Source organism: Synechococcus sp. MIT S9452 (assembly GCF_047304245.1).
Lineage (GTDB): Bacteria > Cyanobacteriota > Cyanobacteriia > PCC-6307 > Cyanobiaceae > RCC307.
The window spans coordinates 1,522,482-1,541,785 of record NZ_CP138956.1 but is presented as its reverse complement, the minus strand read 5'-3'; the positions used below and the strand labels follow the sequence as shown (position 1 = coordinate 1,541,785).

The following is a 19,304-nucleotide window of genomic DNA, read 5'->3' as shown; positions in this document are numbered from 1 at the left end:
TTAGGCGCTCTGCTGCTCCAGGCTGCTGGGGTGAGGCACCACCTTGTTGCCGTGGCACTCCTCCACCAGCTCCTCGGTGATCACGAACTTCTCCACCTCGTTTTGAGAGGGCAGGTCGTACATCAAATCGAGCATCAGATCTTCAATGATTCCGCGTAGGGCCCTGGCGCCGGTCTTGCGGCGATGGGCTTCGCGGGCGATGGCGCGCACGGCATCGGGTTGGAATTCCAGGCGCACGCTGTCCATCGACAGCAGGGTCTGGAACTGTTTCACCAGGGCATCGCGAGGCTCGGTGAGGATGGCTTCGAGGGCCTGCTCATCGAGGGGCTCAAGCACGGCACTGACCGGGATCCGGCCGATGAATTCGGGAATCAGGCCGTACTTCACCAGATCGTCGGGTTCCAGGTTGCGCAGCACTTGGCTGGCCTCTTGATCCTTCTGACGGGTGCGGCCGTTGCGGGTCTCGCCAGGCACAAAGCCGATGGCGTTGCGGCCCATGCGGCGCTGGATCACATCGTCGAGTCCGACAAAAGCACCACCACAGATGAACAGGATTTGGCTGGTATCGATCTGGATGCAGTCCTGGTAGGGATGCTTGCGGCCGCCTTGGGGGGGAACGTTGGCCACGGTGCCTTCCAGCATCTTCAGCAGGGCCTGCTGGACGCCTTCTCCAGACACATCGCGAGTGATCGAGGGGTTCTCGCTCTTGCGGGCGATTTTGTCGATCTCATCGATGTAGATGATGCCGCGCTGGGCCTGCTCCACATCGCCGTCAGCCTTTTGCAGCAAGCGCAGCAAGATGTTCTCCACGTCTTCGCCCACATACCCGGCTTCGGTCAGGGTTGTGGCGTCAGCGACGGCGAAAGGCACCTCCATCATTTCGGCCAAGGTCTGGGCCAGGAGGGTCTTGCCGCAACCGGTGGGGCCGATCAGCAGGATGTTGGATTTGTGCAGGCGCGTGGCACTGGATTCCTGTTCCGTGCTTGCATCGCCTTGCCAGGCCAGTCGCTTGTAGTGGTTGTAGACCGCAACCGATAGAACCTTTTTGGCGTCGTTTTGTCCCACCACCTGCTCATCGAGGTGGGCCTTGATTTCCTGAGGCTTCGGAATCGTGGCGAGGGTGGGAGCAGGCTTGGAGGGCTTGCGGGGTGCGACTTGCTTGCGGCTGGGATCCCCTTGGCCTTGACGCGCACCAGCCTGGCCATCGACAAGTTCCTCATCGAGGATCTCGTTGCAGAGGTCGATGCACTCGTCGCAGATGTAAACGCCAGGACCAGCAATGAGCTTGCGGACCTGTTCCTGCGATTTACCGCAGAACGAACACTTCAGGTGGGCGTCAAATTTCGCCATTGCCGCCGCGCGAGAGCCTCTGTCAGCAGGATCGGGTCCAAATGGCCCGGCGTCACCCCTAATTAGAGGATTACTTTGGAATTGTCAGTCGCGCACGACGCGATCGATCAGTCCGTAGGCCACTGCTTCATCCGGAGAAAGAAAGTAGTCCCTGTCAGTGTCTTCAGAAACTTTGGCCAGGTCTTGGCCCGTGTGGGAGGCCATCAAACCGTTGAGAGTTTCCTTCAGGTAAAGGATTTCTTTCGCTTGAATCTCGATATCGACGGCTTGTCCTTGGGCGCCGCCAAGGGGCTGGTGAATCATGATCCGCGCATTGGGCAGCGCCAAACGTTTGCCTTTGGTGCCGCCGGAGAGCAGAAACGCCCCCATGCTGGCGGCCAGGCCGTAACAGATGGTCACCACATCAGGAGCCACCTGCTGCATGGTGTCGTAGATGGCCAAGCCAGCGGTCACCGAACCCCCGGGGGAGTTCACATAGATCTGAATTTCCTTCTCGGGGTCTTCGGCTTCGAGGTACAGCAGCTGGGCCACCACGGCATCGGCGATGGCGTCATCGATGCCGGTGCCCAAAAAGATGATCCGCTCACGCAAAAGGCGTGAGTAGATGTCGAAGGCGCGCTCGCCGCGGCCCGATTGCTCCACCACCGTTGGCACCAGCGTGTTTTGCCAAGAGCTGTGGATGGGGTGGTGACTGATCGCTTCGATCACGGACCGTCGGCTGAGTCGGCTCAATCTATGGGGGTTATCAACTACTCGGCTGCCTTGGTTTTGGCTTTGCTGGTTTTGGCGGCGGGCTTGGCCTTGGTTTCGCCTTCAGCAGCCGGCTCCTTTTCGGCTTTGGTTTTGCTGGTTTTGGCCTTGCTGGCCTTCGCTGGTTTGTCTTCGGCGTCCGGTTCCACCATGGTCAGCTTGGCGTTCTCCTCCAGCCAGCTCAGCAGTGTTTCGCGCAGCAGGTCTTCGGCCACCGCATCGCGCAGCCGTTGAGGATCAATCTTGTTGGTGTCGCTGAAACCAGCGCTCACCTCTTTGATCTTGGCTTCGAGGTCCTTGTCAGCCACGCTGATGCCCTCAGCTTTGGCCAGTGCCTTGAGGGCCAGGCTGCGTTGCAGACGCTCGGTGGCCTCACCGCGGGAGGCTTGGGCCAGGTTTTGCACCGTTTCTGGCGTGAAGAGCTTTTTCACATCCATGCCCTGTTGCGCCATTTGGGCAGCGGTTTCCTGCAGCAGGCTGTTGATTTCTTCTTTGATCAGGCTTTCGGGCAGTTCCACCTCCAGTTGATCCACCAAAGCCTTAAGCAGAGCTTCGTGGCGGTTGTTCTTCTGACGTTGCTCGGCGTCTTGCTTGAGCCGATTCTCCAGGTCTTCACGCAGTTCGCTCAGGGTCTTTTTGTCACTGGCTTGCTGGGCGAAGGCGTCGTCGAGTGCCGGCAGCTCACGGCCTTTGAGCTCATCGAGGGTTATGGAGAACAGCGCCTTACGCCCGCGGCAGGTCTCTTCGGGGTAGTCGTCGGGGAATTGGCAGTCCACATCTTTTTTGTCGCCGGGCTTCATGCCCACCACACCCTCGACGAAGCCGCTGATCATGCGGCCCTCTTCGAGTTCCACATCGAGGCCATTGGCGCTGCCGCCTTCGATGGCGCTCTTGTCATCGCCAAAGACGCCGCTGAAGCTCACAACAGCCACATCACCCATCGCGGCAGCCCGGTCGCTCACCGGAACCAAGGTGGCCAGCTGGCGGCGGGATTGATCCAGCAGTTCATCCACTCGGGCTGGGTCGTAGGCCACGGATTCCGCTTCAGCGCTGAGCCCTTTGGTGCTCTTCAGCGTTGGTGTGGGGGCCACATCCATTTCCAGGGTGACCACCAATTCCTTGGCGGGATCGAATTTCTCCAGCAGCTCCTCAAAGTTGCTGCTCAAGGACGGCTGGCCCAGCACCTCAACTTTTTCCTGTTCGATCGCATCACGCAGCACGCTGTCGACCAGGTCTTCCAAGGCGGACGCCTTGACGCGAAGGGGGCCGATTTGCTGCAGGAGCACGGGTTTGGGAACGCGGCCCTTGCGGAAGCCAGGCAGGCGCACGCTGCGGCTGAGCCTGTCCACAGCGGCCTCGTATGAGGCTTTGCAGCGGCCAGCGGGAACACCCACCTCCAGGGCCAGACGGCTGCCGGGAAGGCTGGATGTCTTGACCTTGAGAGCGGTGGTCATCGGGGAGGGCGCAGCAAACCAAGCCAGCGATACTAGAAAGTGATGGTCCGATGGCCAGCTTTGGAGCCATTGCGTATTGTTCCTCTGGCGAAAGCAAAGAGCCGCAGATCCGCTCGCTTGTTGCCAAGACCTGTTGTTATCTCGTTAATTCCGCTTGACCTTCGCCTCAGCAGCGATTCCCCCCACCGTCGCCATCCTTGGTGCCACTGGGGCTGTTGGACAGGAACTGCTGACCCTGCTCGAGGAGCGTTCCTTCCCGCTGAAGCAGTTGCGGCTGCTGGCTTCTCCCCGTTCAGCGGGCCAAACCGTGGTCTTCAAAGGTCAAAGCTTGACCGTGGAGCCTGTGAGTGCCGAAGCCCTCTCCGGCGTTGATGTGGTGCTGGCTTCCGCTGGTGGTTCGGTGTCACGTCAGTGGGCCCCGGTGGCTGTGGAGCAGGGCGCTGTGGTGATCGATAACTCCAGTGCCTTCCGCATGGATCCGGCTGTGCCGTTGGTGGTGCCTGAGGTGAACCCTCAAGCTGCCCTGACCCACCAAGGAATCATTGCCAATCCGAATTGCACCACGATCCTGCTGACCTTGGCCCTGGCCCCTTTGGCGGCCCTGCGCCCGCTGCGGCGTGTGGTGGTGAGTACCTACCAATCAGCCAGCGGCGCTGGTGCGCGGGCCATGGAAGAGCTGCGTCAACTCAGCCGCACCGTGCTCGATGGTGGTGAAGCGCGCAGTGAGGTGTTGCCCCACTCCCTGGCGTTCAACTTGTTTCTGCACAACTCTCCGCTGCAGGCCAATGGCTACTGCGAGGAGGAGCTCAAGATGCTCAATGAAACCCGCAAGATCATGCAGCTGCCGGAGCTGAGCCTCTCGGCCACCTGCGTTCGGGTTCCGGTGCTGCGGGCCCATTCCGAAGCGCTCAACATTGAATTTGAAGCCCCCTTGAGCGTGGCTGAAGCCCGCGCAGCCCTCGCCCAAGCGCCTGGGGTTGAGTTGATCGAAGACTTCGAAACCAACCGCTTCCCGATGCCGACTGATGTAACCGGCCGCGATCCGGTGGCTGTGGGCCGCATTCGCCAGGACCTCAGTCACCCCCAGGCCTTGGAACTGTGGCTCTGCGGTGACCAGATCCGTAAAGGCGCGGCCCTCAATGCGGTGCAAATCGCTGAATTGTTGCTGGAGTCGGCCCGATGAGCAGCCTTAGCTCAGCCCCCTTTGGACGGATCGTCACCGCGATGGTGACGCCGTTTGCAGCCGATGGATCGCTGGATCTTCCCTTGGCCGCTCGCCTGGCTCAGCACCTGGTCGCCAATGGTTCCGATGGCCTGCTGGTTTGCGGCACGACGGGTGAATCCCCCACCCTCAGTTGGGATGAGCAGCTGGCGCTGATCAAAACCGTTCTCGCTGCGGTGGGAGAGAAGGTGCCCGTCTTGGCCGGAACAGGCAGCAACAGCACCGCTGAAGCAGTGGAAGCCACCCGCGAAGCCGCTGCCCTAGGTGCCCATGGGGCCCTGGTGGTGGTGCCCTACTACAACCGCCCGCCGCAGGAAGGGCTTGAGGCCCATTTCCGCGCTGTGGCAGCCGCAGCTCCAGAGCTGCCATTGATGCTTTACAACATTCCTGGCCGCACCGGTTGCAGCCTGCATCCGGCCACGACGGCTCGTTTGCTGGATTGCGACAACGTTGTGGCTTACAAGGCCGCCAGCGGCACCACCAGCGAAGTCAGTGCCTTGCGTTTGGCCTGTGATTCACGGTTGGCCATCTACAGCGGCGATGATGGCTTGACGTTGCCGATGTTGGCCGCTGGAGCGGTGGGCGTGGTCAGCGTCACCAGCCATTTGGCTGGCGTTGAACTCAGCGCGATGATTAACCACTACATGGCCGGACGTCACGCTGAAGCCTTAGCCCTGCATGAACGGCTCCTCCCTTTAATGGAGGGTCTGTTCTGTACCAGCAATCCAACCCCGGTGAAAGCGGCGTTGGAACTTCAGGGATGGCCTGTCGGTGCTCCCCGTCTGCCTTTGATGCCAGCCGATAGCTCCGTCCGTGACACCCTCTCCACCTTGATGGCCGCCCTGCGTCCCACTTGACTCCTGGCGATGGACGGGCTCTGGCCCCGTTTGTGTTTGCGTCTATTTCTCTCTTCCTTATATGAGCTCCAACGGTTCCAAGACCCAACAGCCCACCTTGCGGGTGATCCCCCTGGGCGGCTTGCACGAGATCGGAAAGAACACCTGCGTTTTTGAATTCGGCGACGACCTGGTTCTGATTGACGCCGGTTTGGCGTTCCCCAGTGACGGCATGCACGGGGTGAACGTGGTGATGCCAGACACCAGCTTCCTACGCGAAAACCAAAAGCGCATTCGCGGCATGATCGTCACCCATGGTCATGAAGACCACATCGGTGGCATCTCCCACCACCTCAAGCACTTCAACATTCCGATCATTTACGGCCCCCGTTTGGCCCTCTCTCTGCTGGAGGGAAAGATGTCGGAAGCAGGCGTCGCCGACCGCACGGTGCTGCAGACGGTGACCCCGCGCGAAGTGGTCAAGCTCGGCCAGCACTTCAAGATCGAGTTCATCCGCAACACCCACTCGATGGCCGACAGCTATTCGCTGGCGGTGACCACCCCTGTGGGCACGGTGATCTTCACCGGTGACTTCAAGTTCGACCACACCCCGGTCGATGGTGAGCACTTCGATATGGCTCGCCTGGCCCACCACGGTGATCAGGGTGTGCTTTGCCTGTTCAGTGATTCCACCAACTCGGAAGTGCCGGGCTTCTGCCCGCCCGAGCGCTCGGTGTTCCCCTGCCTGGATCGCCGTATTGCCGAAGCCGAAGGTCGCGTGATCATCACCACCTTCGCCAGCTCGATTCACCGGGTGGCGATGGTGTTGGAACTGGCGATGAAGAACGGCCGCAAGGTGAGCCTGCTGGGCCGCTCGATGCTGAATGTGATCGCCAAAGCGCGGGAGCTCGGCTACATGCGCTGCCCCGATGATCTGTTTGTGCCGATCAAGCAGATCCGCGACCTGCCTGATCGCGAAACCCTGCTGCTGATGACCGGTAGCCAAGGGGAGCCGCTGGCGGCGCTGAGCCGCATTTCACGCGGTGAGCATCCCCAAGTTCAGGTCAAGAGCACCGACACGATCATCTTCTCGGCCAGCCCCATCCCCGGGAACACCATCTCGGTGGTGAACACCATCGACAAGCTGATGATGCTCGGCGCCAAGGTTGTGTATGGCAAAGGCGAGGGCATCCACGTCTCCGGTCACGGCTTCCAGGAAGACCAGAAGCTGATGCTGGCGCTCACCAAGCCCAAGTTCATGGTGCCCGTGCACGGCGAGCACCGGATGTTGGTGCAACACGCCCGCACGGCCCATTCCATGGGTGTGCCGGAGAACAACACCTTGATCATCGACAACGGGGATGTAGTGGAGCTCACCGCCGATTCGATCCGCAAGGGTGATCCGGTCAAAGCGGGCATTGAGCTGCTCGATAACTCCCGCACCGGCATCGTTGATGCGCGGGTGCTCAAAGAGCGTCAGCAGCTCGCTGAAGACGGCGTCATCACCCTGCTCGCGGCGGTCAGCGTTGACGGAAAGATGGTGGCTCCGCCGCGGGTCAACCTGCGTGGTGTGGTCACCACTGCTGAGCCCCGCAAGCTCTCGATGTGGGCTGAGCGCGAGGTGAACTGGGTGCTCGACAACCGCTGGAAGCAGCTGTGCCGCAACACCGGTGGCAAGGCCCCTGAGGTGGATTGGATTGGTGTGCAGCGGGAGATTGAAGTGGGGCTGCAGCGCCGCTTGCGCCGTGAGCTTCAGATTGAACCGCTGATTATTTGTCTGGTGCAGCCCGCTCCAGCTGGCACGCCGCCATACAAGTCCAAGGCGATGGAGGAAAAGGATGACCGTCCGGCACCGCGCCATCAGCGCAACAACGACCGCGGCGGGGATCGGAACAACGACAACCGTCAGCGTCGCCGCCGTTCCACCGCGGTTGCGGGCTAAGCCTGGGAGCTGAGATCCACCAATAACCACCCATCGGCCAGCGCTTGTTCGCTGGCCGTTTTTGTTGCTGGGGTGGTTTCAGTCTTCACGGGTTTGGGTTCCAGTTGCAGTGCTTCTGGTTCTGCTACCGCGTTCGCCAGGCTGCTGAGATCAATGGCTTCACCAGCGGGATCTGGTTCTGAAGCCTCTGGCTCAGCAGGGGCGGGGTCCAGGTTGATGCCGCACTGGCTTAAGCCTTCTATGGCCAGATCGCGGTAAGGCCCTTTGGCTTCCAGCTCCAACACTCGCTGGTAGCTGCTGATGGCAGCAGGCTCATCATGCAAGCCAAAACTGCTCACGTACCCCTGCAGCAAAAGGCAGCGCAGGTCGTTGGGTGATTCGGCCAGCAAGGTGTTGAGCAGCTGTTGCGCCGCCGTGAAATCCCGCTCTTGATAGGCCTGCTCGGCCATGGCGTAGCTGACCTCTGCTTCGGGTTCTTCTGGTTGGGGTTTGGCCAGCTCTGGTTCAGGTTCCGGATCTGGTTTGGCTGTTGGCTGTTTTGGTTGCTCTGTTTGCGGCTTGAGTTCAGCGAGCCAGGGTGCTGCCGATGGCTGTTCGTTCTCGTCTGCTGATTCTTTGCTTTGGGCTGGCTCACCGGCGGGCTCTGCCGGCTTGGCTTCTCGCTCACTGACTGGGCAATGTTTCAGCCCTTCGCTGGCTAAGTCGCGGTATGGCCCCTCAGTTGCCAGCTCCAGCACCCGGCGGTAGCTGCTGGCGGCCGCGGCGGTGTCTTGAAAGCCATAGAAGTGGATGTAGGCCTGCAGCAGCAGAGCGCGGGGATCATCAGGCTGCTCTGTTAGGTGCTCGTTCAGTAGCGCTTGAGCGTCGGCAAAGCGGTGCTCGCCATAGGCCTGCTCGGCGGCGTCATAGCCCATTAGTCAGCGGCTGCCGGAGGGATCAGTTTCAGCATGCAGGCTTCAGCCTGCAGCTGCCAGCCATGGCTCAAGGCAATGGGCGGCCGTTGCCCTGGCTTGTGCAGTTGCCGCCAGATTTCTGTGGTGAGTGCCGCGCTGAGTTGTTGCTGGCAGGTCTGCTGCACCCAGCGGTGAAGCAGGCGTTTTTGTAGCTCGATGGGTTGCTCTTGCCAGCGCTGGCGGTTGAGCTCGCAGGAGCCAGGTTCACTGCAGATGGCCTCAAGAGCTAAGGCCTCCAACGCGCTGTGCTGGCCTTCCAGCTCCTCCAGCAGTTGAGCCGTGCGCGCCAAATGCTGCGTGGCGCCAGGGTTTAAGGCTTCCAGCTCAGGAATCACATCCAGCCGCAGGCGATTGCGGCTGAATTGGCGGTCGCTGTTGGTGCTGTCGTGCCACACCGGGAGATCCATTTCTTCGCAGCAGGCTTCGGTGTCGGCGCGGCTGAAGGCCAGCAGGGGCCTCACCAACGTGATTCCGGCGCCCAAGGGGCGCTTCTGCCGCAGGCTCGAGAGCCCTGTGAGATCGGCGCCACGGATAAGATGAAATAGCAGGGTTTCAGCCCGGTCGCTGGCGGTGTGCCCGGTGAGCACAAGCGAGCAGCCGCTGGTTTCTGCCTGCCGCTGCAGGCGTTCGTAACGCCATTGGCGGGCAGCTGCTTCGCTGCTGGGAGCGGGCTCAGCGCATTCCACCGTTAAGGGCAGACCCCATTGGGCCGCCAGTTGCTGCAAGTGCTGGGCGTTGGCGGCGGCGTCCTCGCGCCAGTTGTGGTTGCCATGCCAGAGCTGCAGCTGCCAGTGGTGCTGCTCGCGCAGATCCAGCAGCAAGCGCGTGAGGGCCAGGGAATCTTGGCCGCCGGAAATGGCAATCAGTAGGCCGCTTCCTTGGGGCAGCAGGGTTGGATCATCCAGCAAGAGCTGGTGCAGCCTGTGGTGCCAGCGGCTCCAGGGCTGCTTGCCAGATGGGAGGATGGTTTTCATCCGATGCCGTTGGGTATGTCCCCTGCTGCCAGCCTGCCAACTTCCTTGCAGCGTGCACTTGAGCAACGTCGGCTGCTCAAGGTGATCGCCGGTCTCGCCAACTTCGACTCGGCATCTGTGGCGCGCGTGGCACGGGCCGCCGCCGCTGGTGGTGCCGATTTGGTGGATGTGGCCTGCGACCCCGAGCTGGTGCAGTTGGCTGCGGCTGAATCTGGGCTGCCGATCTGCGTGTCTGCCGTGGATCCTGAACTATTTCCAGCAGCTGTGGCGGCTGGTGCCGCCATGGTGGAGATCGGCAACTACGACAGCTTTTATCCCCAGGGGCGCCTTTTTCATGCTGCTGAGGTGCTGGAACTCACCCGCCGAACCCGTCAGCTTCTGCCTGAGGTCACCCTGTCGGTGACGGTGCCCCATACCCTGCCCCTGGATCAGCAAGAGCAACTGGCCATCGACCTGGTGGATGCTGGTGCGGATTGGATTCAGACCGAAGGCGGCACCAGTGCCAACCCCCTCAGCCCAGGGGTGCAGGGCCTGATTGAAAAGGCCTCACCAACCTTGGCTGCCGCTCATGTGATCAGCCGGGCTGTTGCTGTGCCGGTGCTTTGCGCTTCTGGCCTGTCGGCGGTGACCCTGCCCTTGGCTCAGGCCGCTGGAGCGGCTGGTGTGGGTGTGGGCTCCGCCATCAACCGCCTCAGCGATGAGCTGGCCATGGTGGCGGTCGTGCGCGGTCTGCGTGATGCTCTGTCCGCTCTGAACCCTGTGCAGGTCTGAACTGCTTAGAGTCGCGGCTCCGGTCCTGAGTCGGTGGATTTCCGCCTCGAAGCCCCCTACAGCCCAAACGGCGATCAACCGACGGCCATCGAGACCCTGGTGCAGGGTGTCGAGGGGGGTCAGCGCTATCAGACGCTGCTGGGTGCCACTGGCACGGGTAAAACCTTTTCGATCGCCAATGTGATTCAGCGCACCGGCCGTCCGGCGCTGGTGTTGGCCCACAACAAAACCCTGGCGGCCCAGCTCTGCAACGAGCTGCGCCAGTTCTTTCCGCACAACGCGGTCGAATATTTCATCTCGTATTACGACTACTACCAGCCCGAGGCCTATGTGCCGGTCTCGGACACCTACATCGCCAAGACCGCGTCGATCAACGAAGAGATCGACATGCTGCGCCACTCAGCGACCCGCTCGCTGTTTGAACGCCGCGATGTGATCGTCGTTGCCTCGATCAGCTGCATTTATGGCCTTGGTATTCCCTCGGAATACCTCAAGGCGGCCGTGCCATTCAGTGTTGGCGAAACCTTGAATTTGCGGGGTTCGCTGCGGGAGTTGGTTAATAACCAGTACAGCCGCAACGACACCGAAATCGCCCGCGGTCGTTTTCGCGTCAAAGGCGATGTCCTGGAGATCGGGCCCGCCTACGAAGACCGCTTGGTGCGCATTGAGCTGTTCGGCGATGAGGTCGAAGCTATTCGCTACGTCGATCCCACCACAGGCGAGATTTTGCAGAGCCTGGAGACGATCAACATCTATCCGGCCAAACACTTTGTGACCCCCAAAGATCGGCTGGAATCAGCCGTTGGTGCGATTCGTCAGGAGCTGCGCGATCGACTCGATTGGCTCAATGGCAATGGCAAATTGCTGGAAGCCCAACGGCTTGAGCAGCGCACTGTCTACGACATTGAGATGTTGCAGCAGGTTGGCTACTGCAACGGCGTTGAAAACTATGCCCGCCACCTAGCTGGCCGCGAAGCGGGCACTCCTCCCGAGTGCCTGATCGATTACTTCCCCGACGATTGGCTGCTCGTGGTTGATGAAAGCCATGTCACCTGCTCTCAGCTGCAGGCCATGTACAACGGCGACCGCTCACGCAAGCAGGTGTTGATCGACCATGGCTTCCGGCTTCCCAGCGCTGCCGACAATCGCCCATTGAAAGGCACTGAGTTCTGGGATAAAGCCAAACAAACCATCTTTGTTAGCGCCACGCCGGGTGATTGGGAGATGGAGGTCAGCGATGGCCAGGTGGCTCAGCAGGTGATTCGCCCCACCGGGGTGCTCGATCCCATCATTGAGGTGCGGCCCTCGGGCGGTCAGGTGGATGACTTGCTCGGTGAGATTCGCGTGCGCGCTGAGCGCAATGAGCGGGTGTTGGTGACCACGCTCACCAAGCGCATGGCCGAAGACCTCAGCGACTACCTGGCCGAAAACCAGGTCAAGGTGCGCTACATGCACTCGGAGATTCACTCCATTGAGCGCATCGAGATCATTCAGGATCTGCGCAATGGCGAGTACGACGTCTTGGTGGGCGTCAACCTGCTGCGGGAAGGCTTAGATCTGCCGGAGGTCTCCCTGGTGGCGATCTTGGATGCCGACAAAGAAGGCTTTTTGCGGGCGGAACGCTCCTTGGTTCAGACCATTGGCCGCGCGGCTCGGCACGTCAGTGGCGTTGCCCTGCTCTATGCCGACAACATGACTGATTCGATGGCCAAGGCCATCACTGAAACGGAACGGCGGCGCGCCATTCAGATGGCCTATAACGAAAAACATGGCATTACGCCGCAGGCCGCCGGCAAGAAATCAACCCATAACCCGATCCTGGCTTTCCTCGAGATGTCTCGGAAGCTCAACGATGAGCAGCTCGATGAGGCGGTGGAAGAAGCCAAGCAGAATGCCGTGCCCTTAGAGAACCTGCCGGAATTGATTCAGCAGCTGGAAGAGCGCATGAAAGGCGCGGCCTCAAAGCTTGATTTCGAGGAAGCGGCCAATTTGCGAGATCGTATTAAGCAGCTCAGGCAGAAGCTTGTGGGAAAGGCTTAGATATCATTCTTCTCTAGATCGTTTAAGAGTTTCTTGGTCATTTCAAGCACATACTGATTTGCTGATTCTGTTAACAGCTGTTGCGGATTTGTTTCAGTTGTTTTGTCATCTATCCCTTCATGTGTCCATAAGGCGTCGTTGGAATTTAAAAAGATATTTTTGTTATGTATTGCTGTGAAATAAATTGCTTCTTCGACGGATCCATTTATCACTTTTTCAGGATTTCGAAGGCAGTCCCAGTAGTCTTCCTTTGTGAGCGCTGTGTGAGCAATTTTAAAATTTATTCCTGGATGGTCTCCAGCGAGTAAAACTTTTAGTCCAAAACATGCTGCTTCAGCAGCAACCGAGCCATATACCGACAAGATAAAAAGCGGTTTATGGTGAAAAATTGTAGAGTTAGGAATTTCAGCAGGGATCCACTGCACTAATCCAGAAGTTTTGAACTGATTTTTTAGTTTTTCGACTACCTTAGCGCTTTCATTGATTTGATTTGGATGGGGCTTTATGACTAATGGAATTTGATGCTTTATGCAAAATTCTATGGTGTCAGTTGCCCAAGTCCAAAAATCAGTGAATAGCATCCAATCGTAAGAATGCGGGGCATCAAAAAAATCGTGAAGTAGCATTATAACTTTTCCTGAACAGATTTTGGAAGCTAAAAGATTATTTTCGTGATCATTTTTGGGCGAATTTTTCATATACGGCATGCTGTTGTCATATTTCCCGTGAGCTCTATTCAATAATGTATTCTTAGCAGCCTTAATGACTTGATCAGGGAGCTCCTGAGCATTAGCAATTGTATAACAATTGTGGTCTTCCATATGTGATGGCTTCCTCCCATTAGAAACATTGTGAATTTTATAATAACTATGAGTACTTCCTAGTGTCACTAGCGTGCAATTAGACAAGACAGCTTGCCTAGTGAAAACACCTTCATGTATGTAGGATGAGTAACTCGAAATACAAATTTTTTGACCCGATCGTTTGGATGTATAGGATTTGATCAGGCGGTTTAATGATCTTGCGCGATGCCAAATATCATTGACAAATGAATCGTTATAAATATATTTTTCTGATGGCTTAAACCTTAAATATGTGTCAATAACTTGGTCGCTGATTTCAAAATCACTGATCGAATTTAGTTTTTCCTTTTTTGTTTGCATCAAGCAATGATCAATAGCAGATGTTAGGAGGAAGTAGGCTGCGGGAATAAATTGTACAGATTTTATTTGTTGATTCCCAAGGTAGAACTTGAGTTTGGTTTTCAGTGTCTTATTTAAAGAAAACTGCCGTTTCCAGTATACTATTCTAAGTTGAACTCTCTTGAGAAATTTTGGATATCTAGATTCAAGTGACTCATCAAATAGCTCGCCATATACAGGAATCACTATGTGTTTTGAGTTTGAATGTAATCTCTGTGCAATGATTTCTGACATTAAGCGGATAAAATAATTTTTAGCTGGCATAAAATAGATAAATGTCTCCTGCTTTGCTCTCATTAACTTTTTCTCTCCCATTGTTATCTTCTATTTTAACATGCAAGAGCTTTTCTATTTCGGGGTTTTAGTTAGTCAATTCAGGCTCCTTTTGCTTTTTGCCCTGAGATGACGTACAACTGGTAAGCTTACTTAGCTTATTTATGGCTGCGGTCTTGACCCCTTCCTTGCCTGATGAGCACCCATTTGGTGAATCAAGCCGTGTTCTGATCACTGGAGGCACAGGGAGCTTCGGTCGAGCGTTTATATCACGGACTCTTGTTGAATTTCCACATATCAAACGGCTTGTGGTTTTCAGCCGTGATGAATTAAAGCAATGGGAGTTACAGCAGCAATTTCCGGAAAAAGAGTTTCCTCAGCTCCGTTTTTTTATAGGCGACGTGAGGGATAAGGCTCGGCTGTTACGTGCTCTTGAGGGAATCGATACTGTTGTTCATGCTGCCGCCTTGAAACAGGTTCCCGCTGCTGAATACAATCCTATTGAATTTATAAAAACTAATATATTAGGAGCTGAAAATCTAGTTCAAGCTTGCCTAGATTGCGATGTGCGCAGAGTTGTTGCATTAAGTACAGATAAAGCGGCTGCTCCCATTAATCTTTATGGCGCCACAAAATTGTGCTCCGACAAATTATTCATCGCAGCAAATAATATTAAAGGTTCTCGGAGTCTTTCATTTTCTGTTGTTCGATACGGCAATGTTATGGGCTCTAGAGGTTCCGTAGTGCCTTTCTTCTTAGGTCGTGCTAATAGCGGCATTTTGCCAATTACAGACCCTGCAATGACGCGCTTTAATATTTCTCTTAGAGAGGGTGTTGATATGGTTTTTTGGGCACTGCAGAATGCATTTGGTGGTGAATTACTTGTTCCAAAAATTCCTAGTTACAGAATCATTGATGTAGCTGAGGCAATTTGTCCAAATTGTCAAAAGCCTGTTGTCGGCATTCGACCAGGTGAAAAAATTCATGAAGAGATGATTACTAGTGCTGATAGCTTTACTACGTATGATCTTGGACCTTATTACGCAATACTGCCAAGTGACGGTAGTGTCCAGCAGCTTTATCTAGATAAAGGTATTCCCCTCACGCCTGTTCAGCAGGGTTTTGCTTATAACTCTTCCTCTAATCCTGACTTTTTGTCAGTTAAACAAATAAGAGCATTAATACGTGAGCATGTTGATCCTTCCTTCGCTCCCTTGTAGGGATTCTTCTTGTTCTTTTTGGGGCTTTTGGTTGTGAGTCCAAAACTTTGCTTGGGAACAGCTCAATTTGGCTTAGATTATGGGGTTACTAATAAAAATGGTCAGGTATTAGAGCCAACGGTTTCGAAGCTTCTCCATTGCGCAAGAGAGTCTGGCATTGGTTGGTTAGACACTGCCCAGGCATATGGCAATGCTGAGGCAGTCCTGGGCAGATATCTTCTACCCGGAGACCCATTCCAGTTAATCAGTAAATTGAGCGCTCAAGAAAAAAAGGAATTTTGTCAAAATGACATCGTCTATCTTGAGGATCGATTTCTTGCCAGTTGTGATCGATTAGGCCGCACCCAATTAGATGCTTTGCTAGTACATAGCCCTTCGGACTTGCGTAAACAAGGCGCTGAATACTTAATTTCTTGGCTGCTTAGTCTGCGCGAGAGAGGATTGGTCAAGAGGTTGGGACTATCTATTTATACTGAAGAGGACCTAATTAATATCAACCCCGAATTGTTAGACGTTGTTCAATTGCCAATTTCTTTACTAGATCAACGGTTGCTCACTAATGGAACTGTCAGGCATTTGCACGATCGTGGAATAGCAATTCATGCTAGAAGTATTTATCTGCAGGGGCTCTTACTTACTCCAGCAGATCAATGGCCAGTATGGGTAAGTCGTGAAGCCAAAAGTCATCAGCGGAAGCTGGAGGCTCTGGCTGAACAGAAGCAATGTGGCCTGATTGATCTTGCGCTTGGCTTTGCGAAACAACTGACCGAAATTGAGCTAATTATCATTGGTCTAACAACTCCTCAAGAGCTTGAGGAACTCCTTCTAGCTTGGTCGTCACGCAATCCATGGCAGCCAGGTGAATCCACGACCGCTGCTATCCAAGACTTGACTTTGATCGATCCACGTAATTGGCCTCGATGAGTTTATGTGCCCTCCTTTCTTTGCCCCATTCAAGCGTTTATCCGCTGCTTACTATGAGAAGCTTATGAAGTTTACTTCCAGATTCCGAAGTGGTTTGCATTGCCTGCCTCTCATAGGAGTCATAGGTTGAAACTCACTGGTCGCCTCATCGCGCTTCAATGGATAAGTTAGTTGACCAATATAGGAGTTTTAACGATCTGATTACTTACCTATCTGAGCCTAGGCATGGACAGCAATCAGACGCTTTGTTTTTAATGAAGTGGCATTTGCAACCAGGCCTAAAGCCTTTATCTGCTCGCTAAGCTCAACCGGAAGCAGCCCCTGTAAATACTTCTGACGACAAGTCTATGTATTTTTGGAGAGATAAATAAACACCTTTTGAATTATATTTTCCGTCTTTTTGCTTTAATAATGTAAAGCCATTGTATCTACGAACATATAATAACTAAGTCTAATATCTTGAAGATTTATCTCAATGCTTGCAAATTTTGCGTTAATATGGCCTAACTAAGTTCTAAGATATCTAATGAAATCTACCCTCAGATAGGATATTGTGAGATATAAGATAAAAGTAACTTTATTGAGGAACAACTAGAGTTTATTAAAATGCTTAGACCTCGCACAAAAATACAAGTTGGCGGTCGCGAAATTGGTGAAACTGAACCGACTTATTTTATTGCCGACATTGCTGCAAATCATGACGGAGATTTAAGCCGTGCTAAAGATCTAATCTATAGGGCTGCTGAGGCTGGAGCCGATGCGGCAAAATTTCAACATTTCCAGGCTGACACCATAGTCAGTGACAAAGGTTTTAAACAACTAAAGACTACTTCATCCCACCAAACGAACTGGAAAGGGTCGGTTTATGATGTTTACAAGTCGGCAAGTGTTGACTTGAGCTGGACTAAAGAGCTCAAGTCAACATGTGATGATGTTGGCATTCCCTTTTTTACAACTCCCTATTCTTTAGATATTGTCGATTTCATAGATGAATATGTGCCTGCATATAAAATTGGATCAGGTGACTTAACTTGGCTGCAACTGATTCAGCATGTAGCTGGCAAGCATAAACCATACATGATCGCAACAGGTGCTTCTTCAATGGATGAAGTCCATAGAGCCGTAACTGCAGCACTCACTATTAACCCTCAATTAGCACTTATGCAATGCAATACAAACTATACTGCAAGTTTGGATAATTTTAAATTTATCCAATTAAATGTCTTGCGAAGTTATAGAGCTATGTATCCAGATATGATCCTTGGTTTATCCGACCATACTCCAGGGCATTCAACAGTTTTGGGTGCAGTTACGCTAGGTGCGCGCATTATTGAAAAACATTTCACGGACGACAATGAACGTATTGGACCAGATCATGCATTCTCAATGGATCCTAATAGTTGGCGGGAGATGGTTGATCGGACTAGGGAATTAGAACAAGCCTTGGGTAATGGAATCAAACAAGTAGAGGATAATGAAAAAGAGACTGTCATCTTACAGCGACGCGCGTTGAGATTGAATAACACTATGCAGGCTGGAGAGGTAATTAAAGATACTCATTTAGAGATATTGCGACCATGCCCTACTGATGCAATACCGCCCTATTTAATCAATCAAGTTATTGGCAAAAAACTCACAAAGCAAATTGAAAAAGGCGAGTACATACGCTTTCTTGATATTCAATAATGAAAAGCAATCGCTCGAAGGTAGCTATAGTCATCCCCGCATACAATGAATCATTAACTATTTATGAGGTCGTTTCAAATGTTTCCGTTTACGGGGATCCTATAGTTGTTAACGATGGATCCACAGATGATACAAGTCAGGTGGCTCAAATGGCAGGAGCTTTTGTCTTGTCCTTTAATAAAAATCAGGGTTATGATTTCGCATTATCTGCAGGCATTGCGAAGGCAATAGAGCAAGATTTTGATTACGCTATTACTGTTGATGGCGATGGTCAACACAATGCAGAGAAGATAAACCAATTTGTGGAAAAACTTCTCAACAACTGTGATCTTGTAGTTGGTGTTCGTGACAACTTGCAAAGGCCTGCTGAACTTATCTTTTCTAAGTTTGCACAACTTCTTTGGAGAATATCTGACCCTTTATGTGGAATGAAGGGTTACCGGTTAGCTAAGTTTAAGCTTTTCGCGAGCCTTAATAGCTACCAATCAATTGGCACCGAGCTTACAATACGCGCAATTCGTTCTGGCTGGAATATTGATGAAATTTCCATCAAAACATTGGTTCGTCAAAATCAATCCAGATTCGGGTCTGGCCTATATCCTAATTTTCTGATTCTAAAAGCCATGATAATTGGCTTCGTAAAGGCAAAGGGGCTTAAGTGTTAATGTGCGTAAGCCTCTTGTTCTAGCTTCTATTAAGGGTATTTCACAAAGCAAACAGTCTTTATCGTAGAGAAAGCACCCTTATCCAATTTCTATGATTCTATCTGGAGTTCTAGTTTTTTGTAGATGACAAAGATATTGGTCACTGGAGCAACGGGTTTGTTAGGCAGCTCATTAGTTCCATATCTAGAAAATTGCAATTATACAGTTAAGGGTGTTTCTTTCTCTCAGCAGAGCGATTACAAGATTGACCTAACAAAACTTGATGACATTAGATTTTGCCTTCGGGACTACACCCCAGATTTAGTTATAAATCTTGCCGCCTTGGCAAATGTTGACAGATGTGAAACGCACCCTCACTTAGCAGATGCACTCAATACAAAGATTGTCGAAAACCTTTGCGCGTGGATAAATGAATTAAACCAACCCTGCCATCTCATTCATCTGTCAACAGATCAAATTTATGATGGCATAGGTCCACATTCTGAATGGAAAGAATCTCCTTCTAATTACTATGCAATCTCAAAATTAGCAGGTGAATATGCAGCCAGATCAACTTCTAGTACTATTCTAAGGACTAATTTTGTTGGACGTAGTTTATCTAATAAACGCCAAAGCTTAACAGATTGGCTCTACCAGTCTCTTTGCGACCAAAGACAAATAAATGTTTTTGACGATGTTTTATTTAGCCCACTGTCTATTGCATCCCTCTGCATATTAATCAAGAAATGTATATCGATGCGACCTCATGGCGTATTTAACCTTGGATCTCGAGATGGAATGAGTAAAGCTGCTTTTGCTTTCTCTTTTGCTAGTGCAGTAAACATATCTCCAGATAACTTCAGTATTGTGAGTTCGTCATTTCACAGATCTTTCGTAGCCAATCGTCCCTCTGATATGAGGATGGACAGTTACTGCTTTGAAAGACATATGGGTTTGATTTTGCCAACTTTAGCGGATGAGATTCTGCGAGTGGCCAAAGATTACACGGACCTTTTAGACGTCTAAAATTTTTCATATATGTATCCTGGCTTGTAATTATCTA

The 19,304-nt window shown here is 53.2% G+C and carries 16 protein-coding genes; 10 read left to right on the top strand and 6 right to left on the bottom strand.

All coding sequences use genetic code 11. From position 1 onward, the window contains the following. From clpX to tig, 3 genes are all read right to left on the bottom strand, one after another. Window positions 1-1,350, bottom strand: coding sequence for an ATP-dependent protease ATP-binding subunit ClpX (gene clpX, locus SIB46_RS08150; RefSeq protein WP_413295659.1), 1,350 nt, complete (start codon window positions 1,348-1,350; stop codon window positions 1-3). 84 nt (window positions 1,351-1,434) lie between these two features. Beyond that, window positions 1,435-2,058: an ATP-dependent Clp endopeptidase proteolytic subunit ClpP gene (gene clpP, locus SIB46_RS08145; protein WP_011934484.1), complete on the bottom strand. Its 624-nt coding sequence runs from the start codon at window positions 2,056-2,058 to the stop codon at window positions 1,435-1,437. A gap of 41 nt (window positions 2,059-2,099) precedes the next feature. Beyond that, the gene (gene tig, locus SIB46_RS08140; protein ID WP_413295658.1) at window positions 2,100-3,554 is read right to left on the bottom strand and encodes a trigger factor; all 1,455 of its coding nucleotides are present in this window, start codon (window positions 3,552-3,554) and stop codon (window positions 2,100-2,102) included. A gap of 154 nt (window positions 3,555-3,708) precedes the next feature. Between tig and SIB46_RS08135 the strand changes: the two genes are divergently transcribed. From SIB46_RS08135 to SIB46_RS08125, 3 genes are all read left to right on the top strand, one after another. Next, window positions 3,709-4,737, top strand: a complete 1,029-nt coding sequence (locus tag SIB46_RS08135) for an aspartate-semialdehyde dehydrogenase (RefSeq protein ID WP_413295657.1) — start codon at window positions 3,709-3,711, stop codon at window positions 4,735-4,737. Next, window positions 4,734-5,633, top strand: a complete 900-nt coding sequence (gene dapA, locus SIB46_RS08130; protein ID WP_413295656.1) for a 4-hydroxy-tetrahydrodipicolinate synthase — start codon at window positions 4,734-4,736, stop codon at window positions 5,631-5,633. Before SIB46_RS08135 ends, dapA begins: the two co-directional genes overlap by 4 nt. A gap of 61 nt (window positions 5,634-5,694) precedes the next feature. Next, the gene (locus tag SIB46_RS08125) at window positions 5,695-7,554 is read left to right on the top strand and encodes a ribonuclease J (protein ID WP_413295655.1); all 1,860 of its coding nucleotides are present in this window, start codon (window positions 5,695-5,697) and stop codon (window positions 7,552-7,554) included. Here the strand turns inward: SIB46_RS08125 and SIB46_RS08120 are convergent. Both SIB46_RS08120 and tilS read right to left on the bottom strand, forming a co-directional pair. Next, entirely contained in the window at window positions 7,551-8,468 is a 918-nt protein-coding gene (locus SIB46_RS08120) for a hypothetical protein (RefSeq protein ID WP_413295654.1), read from the bottom strand. The genes SIB46_RS08125 and SIB46_RS08120 overlap by 4 nt on opposite strands. Beyond that, window positions 8,468-9,481, bottom strand: coding sequence for a tRNA lysidine(34) synthetase TilS (gene tilS, locus SIB46_RS08115; RefSeq protein WP_413295653.1), 1,014 nt, complete (start codon window positions 9,479-9,481; stop codon window positions 8,468-8,470). The genes SIB46_RS08120 and tilS overlap by 1 nt, the downstream gene beginning before the upstream one ends. Before the next feature lie 15 nt (window positions 9,482-9,496). Here tilS and SIB46_RS08110 point away from each other — a divergent pair, with 15 nt between their 5' ends. Together SIB46_RS08110 and uvrB are read left to right on the top strand one after the other, a co-directional pair. After that, window positions 9,497-10,252 carry a DUF561 domain-containing protein gene (locus SIB46_RS08110; protein WP_413295652.1) on the top strand — a complete coding sequence of 252 codons (756 nt, stop codon included), beginning with the start codon at window positions 9,497-9,499 and terminating at the stop codon, window positions 10,250-10,252. A gap of 33 nt (window positions 10,253-10,285) precedes the next feature. After that, the gene (gene uvrB / locus SIB46_RS08105) at window positions 10,286-12,292 is read left to right on the top strand and encodes an excinuclease ABC subunit UvrB (RefSeq protein WP_413295651.1); all 2,007 of its coding nucleotides are present in this window, start codon (window positions 10,286-10,288) and stop codon (window positions 12,290-12,292) included. Here the strand turns inward: uvrB and SIB46_RS08100 are convergent. Beyond that, a complete protein-coding gene (locus tag SIB46_RS08100; RefSeq protein WP_413295650.1) occupies window positions 12,289-13,809 on the bottom strand; it encodes a hypothetical protein in 1,521 nt (506 codons plus the stop codon). The two genes, uvrB and SIB46_RS08100, sit on opposite strands and share 4 nt — an antisense overlap. 134 nt (window positions 13,810-13,943) lie before the next feature. Between SIB46_RS08100 and pseB the strand changes: the two genes are divergently transcribed. The 5 genes from pseB (at window position 13,944) to SIB46_RS08075 (ending at window position 19,267) form a co-directional block, all read left to right on the top strand. Next, the gene (pseB, locus tag SIB46_RS08095; RefSeq protein ID WP_413295649.1) at window positions 13,944-14,987 is read left to right on the top strand and encodes a UDP-N-acetylglucosamine 4,6-dehydratase (inverting); all 1,044 of its coding nucleotides are present in this window, start codon (window positions 13,944-13,946) and stop codon (window positions 14,985-14,987) included. 51 nt (window positions 14,988-15,038) lie between these two features. Next, window positions 15,039-15,911, top strand: coding sequence for an aldo/keto reductase (locus tag SIB46_RS08090; protein WP_413295648.1), 873 nt, complete (start codon window positions 15,039-15,041; stop codon window positions 15,909-15,911). Between the two features lie 606 nt (window positions 15,912-16,517). Continuing rightward, a complete protein-coding gene (locus tag SIB46_RS08085) occupies window positions 16,518-17,597 on the top strand; it encodes an N-acetylneuraminate synthase family protein (protein WP_413295647.1) in 1,080 nt (359 codons plus the stop codon). Then, window positions 17,597-18,262, top strand: a complete 666-nt coding sequence (locus SIB46_RS08080; RefSeq protein ID WP_413295646.1) for a glycosyltransferase family 2 protein — start codon at window positions 17,597-17,599, stop codon at window positions 18,260-18,262. Before SIB46_RS08085 ends, SIB46_RS08080 begins: the two co-directional genes overlap by 1 nt. 123 nt (window positions 18,263-18,385) lie before the next feature. Beyond that, window positions 18,386-19,267 carry a dTDP-4-dehydrorhamnose reductase family protein gene (locus SIB46_RS08075; RefSeq protein ID WP_413295645.1) on the top strand — a complete coding sequence of 294 codons (882 nt, stop codon included), beginning with the start codon at window positions 18,386-18,388 and terminating at the stop codon, window positions 19,265-19,267. Window positions 19,268-19,304 lie beyond the last annotated feature (37 nt).

Bases quoted from the DNA above. Each gene is read 5' to 3' on its own strand.
- clpX (WP_413295659.1), bottom strand. From the start codon at position 1,350: ATGGCGAAATTTGACGCCCACCTGAAGTGTTCGTTCTGCGGTAAATCG.
- SIB46_RS08100 (WP_413295650.1), bottom strand. From the start codon at position 13,809: ATGGGAGAGAAAAAGTTAATGAGAGCAAAGCAGGAGACATTTATCTAT.
- SIB46_RS08075 (WP_413295645.1), top strand. From the start codon at position 18,386: ATGACAAAGATATTGGTCACTGGAGCAACGGGTTTGTTAGGCAGCTCA.
- SIB46_RS08125 (WP_413295655.1), top strand. From the start codon at position 5,695: ATGAGCTCCAACGGTTCCAAGACCCAACAGCCCACCTTGCGGGTGATC.
- tilS (WP_413295653.1), bottom strand. From the start codon at position 9,481: ATGAAAACCATCCTCCCATCTGGCAAGCAGCCCTGGAGCCGCTGGCAC.
- SIB46_RS08110 (WP_413295652.1), top strand. From the start codon at position 9,497: ATGTCCCCTGCTGCCAGCCTGCCAACTTCCTTGCAGCGTGCACTTGAG.
- SIB46_RS08085 (WP_413295647.1), top strand. From the start codon at position 16,518: ATGCTTAGACCTCGCACAAAAATACAAGTTGGCGGTCGCGAAATTGGT.
- SIB46_RS08080 (WP_413295646.1), top strand. From the start codon at position 17,597: ATGAAAAGCAATCGCTCGAAGGTAGCTATAGTCATCCCCGCATACAAT.
- SIB46_RS08120 (WP_413295654.1), bottom strand. From the start codon at position 8,468: ATGGGCTATGACGCCGCCGAGCAGGCCTATGGCGAGCACCGCTTTGCC.
- tig (WP_413295658.1), bottom strand. From the start codon at position 3,554: ATGACCACCGCTCTCAAGGTCAAGACATCCAGCCTTCCCGGCAGCCGT.
- dapA (WP_413295656.1), top strand. From the start codon at position 4,734: ATGAGCAGCCTTAGCTCAGCCCCCTTTGGACGGATCGTCACCGCGATG.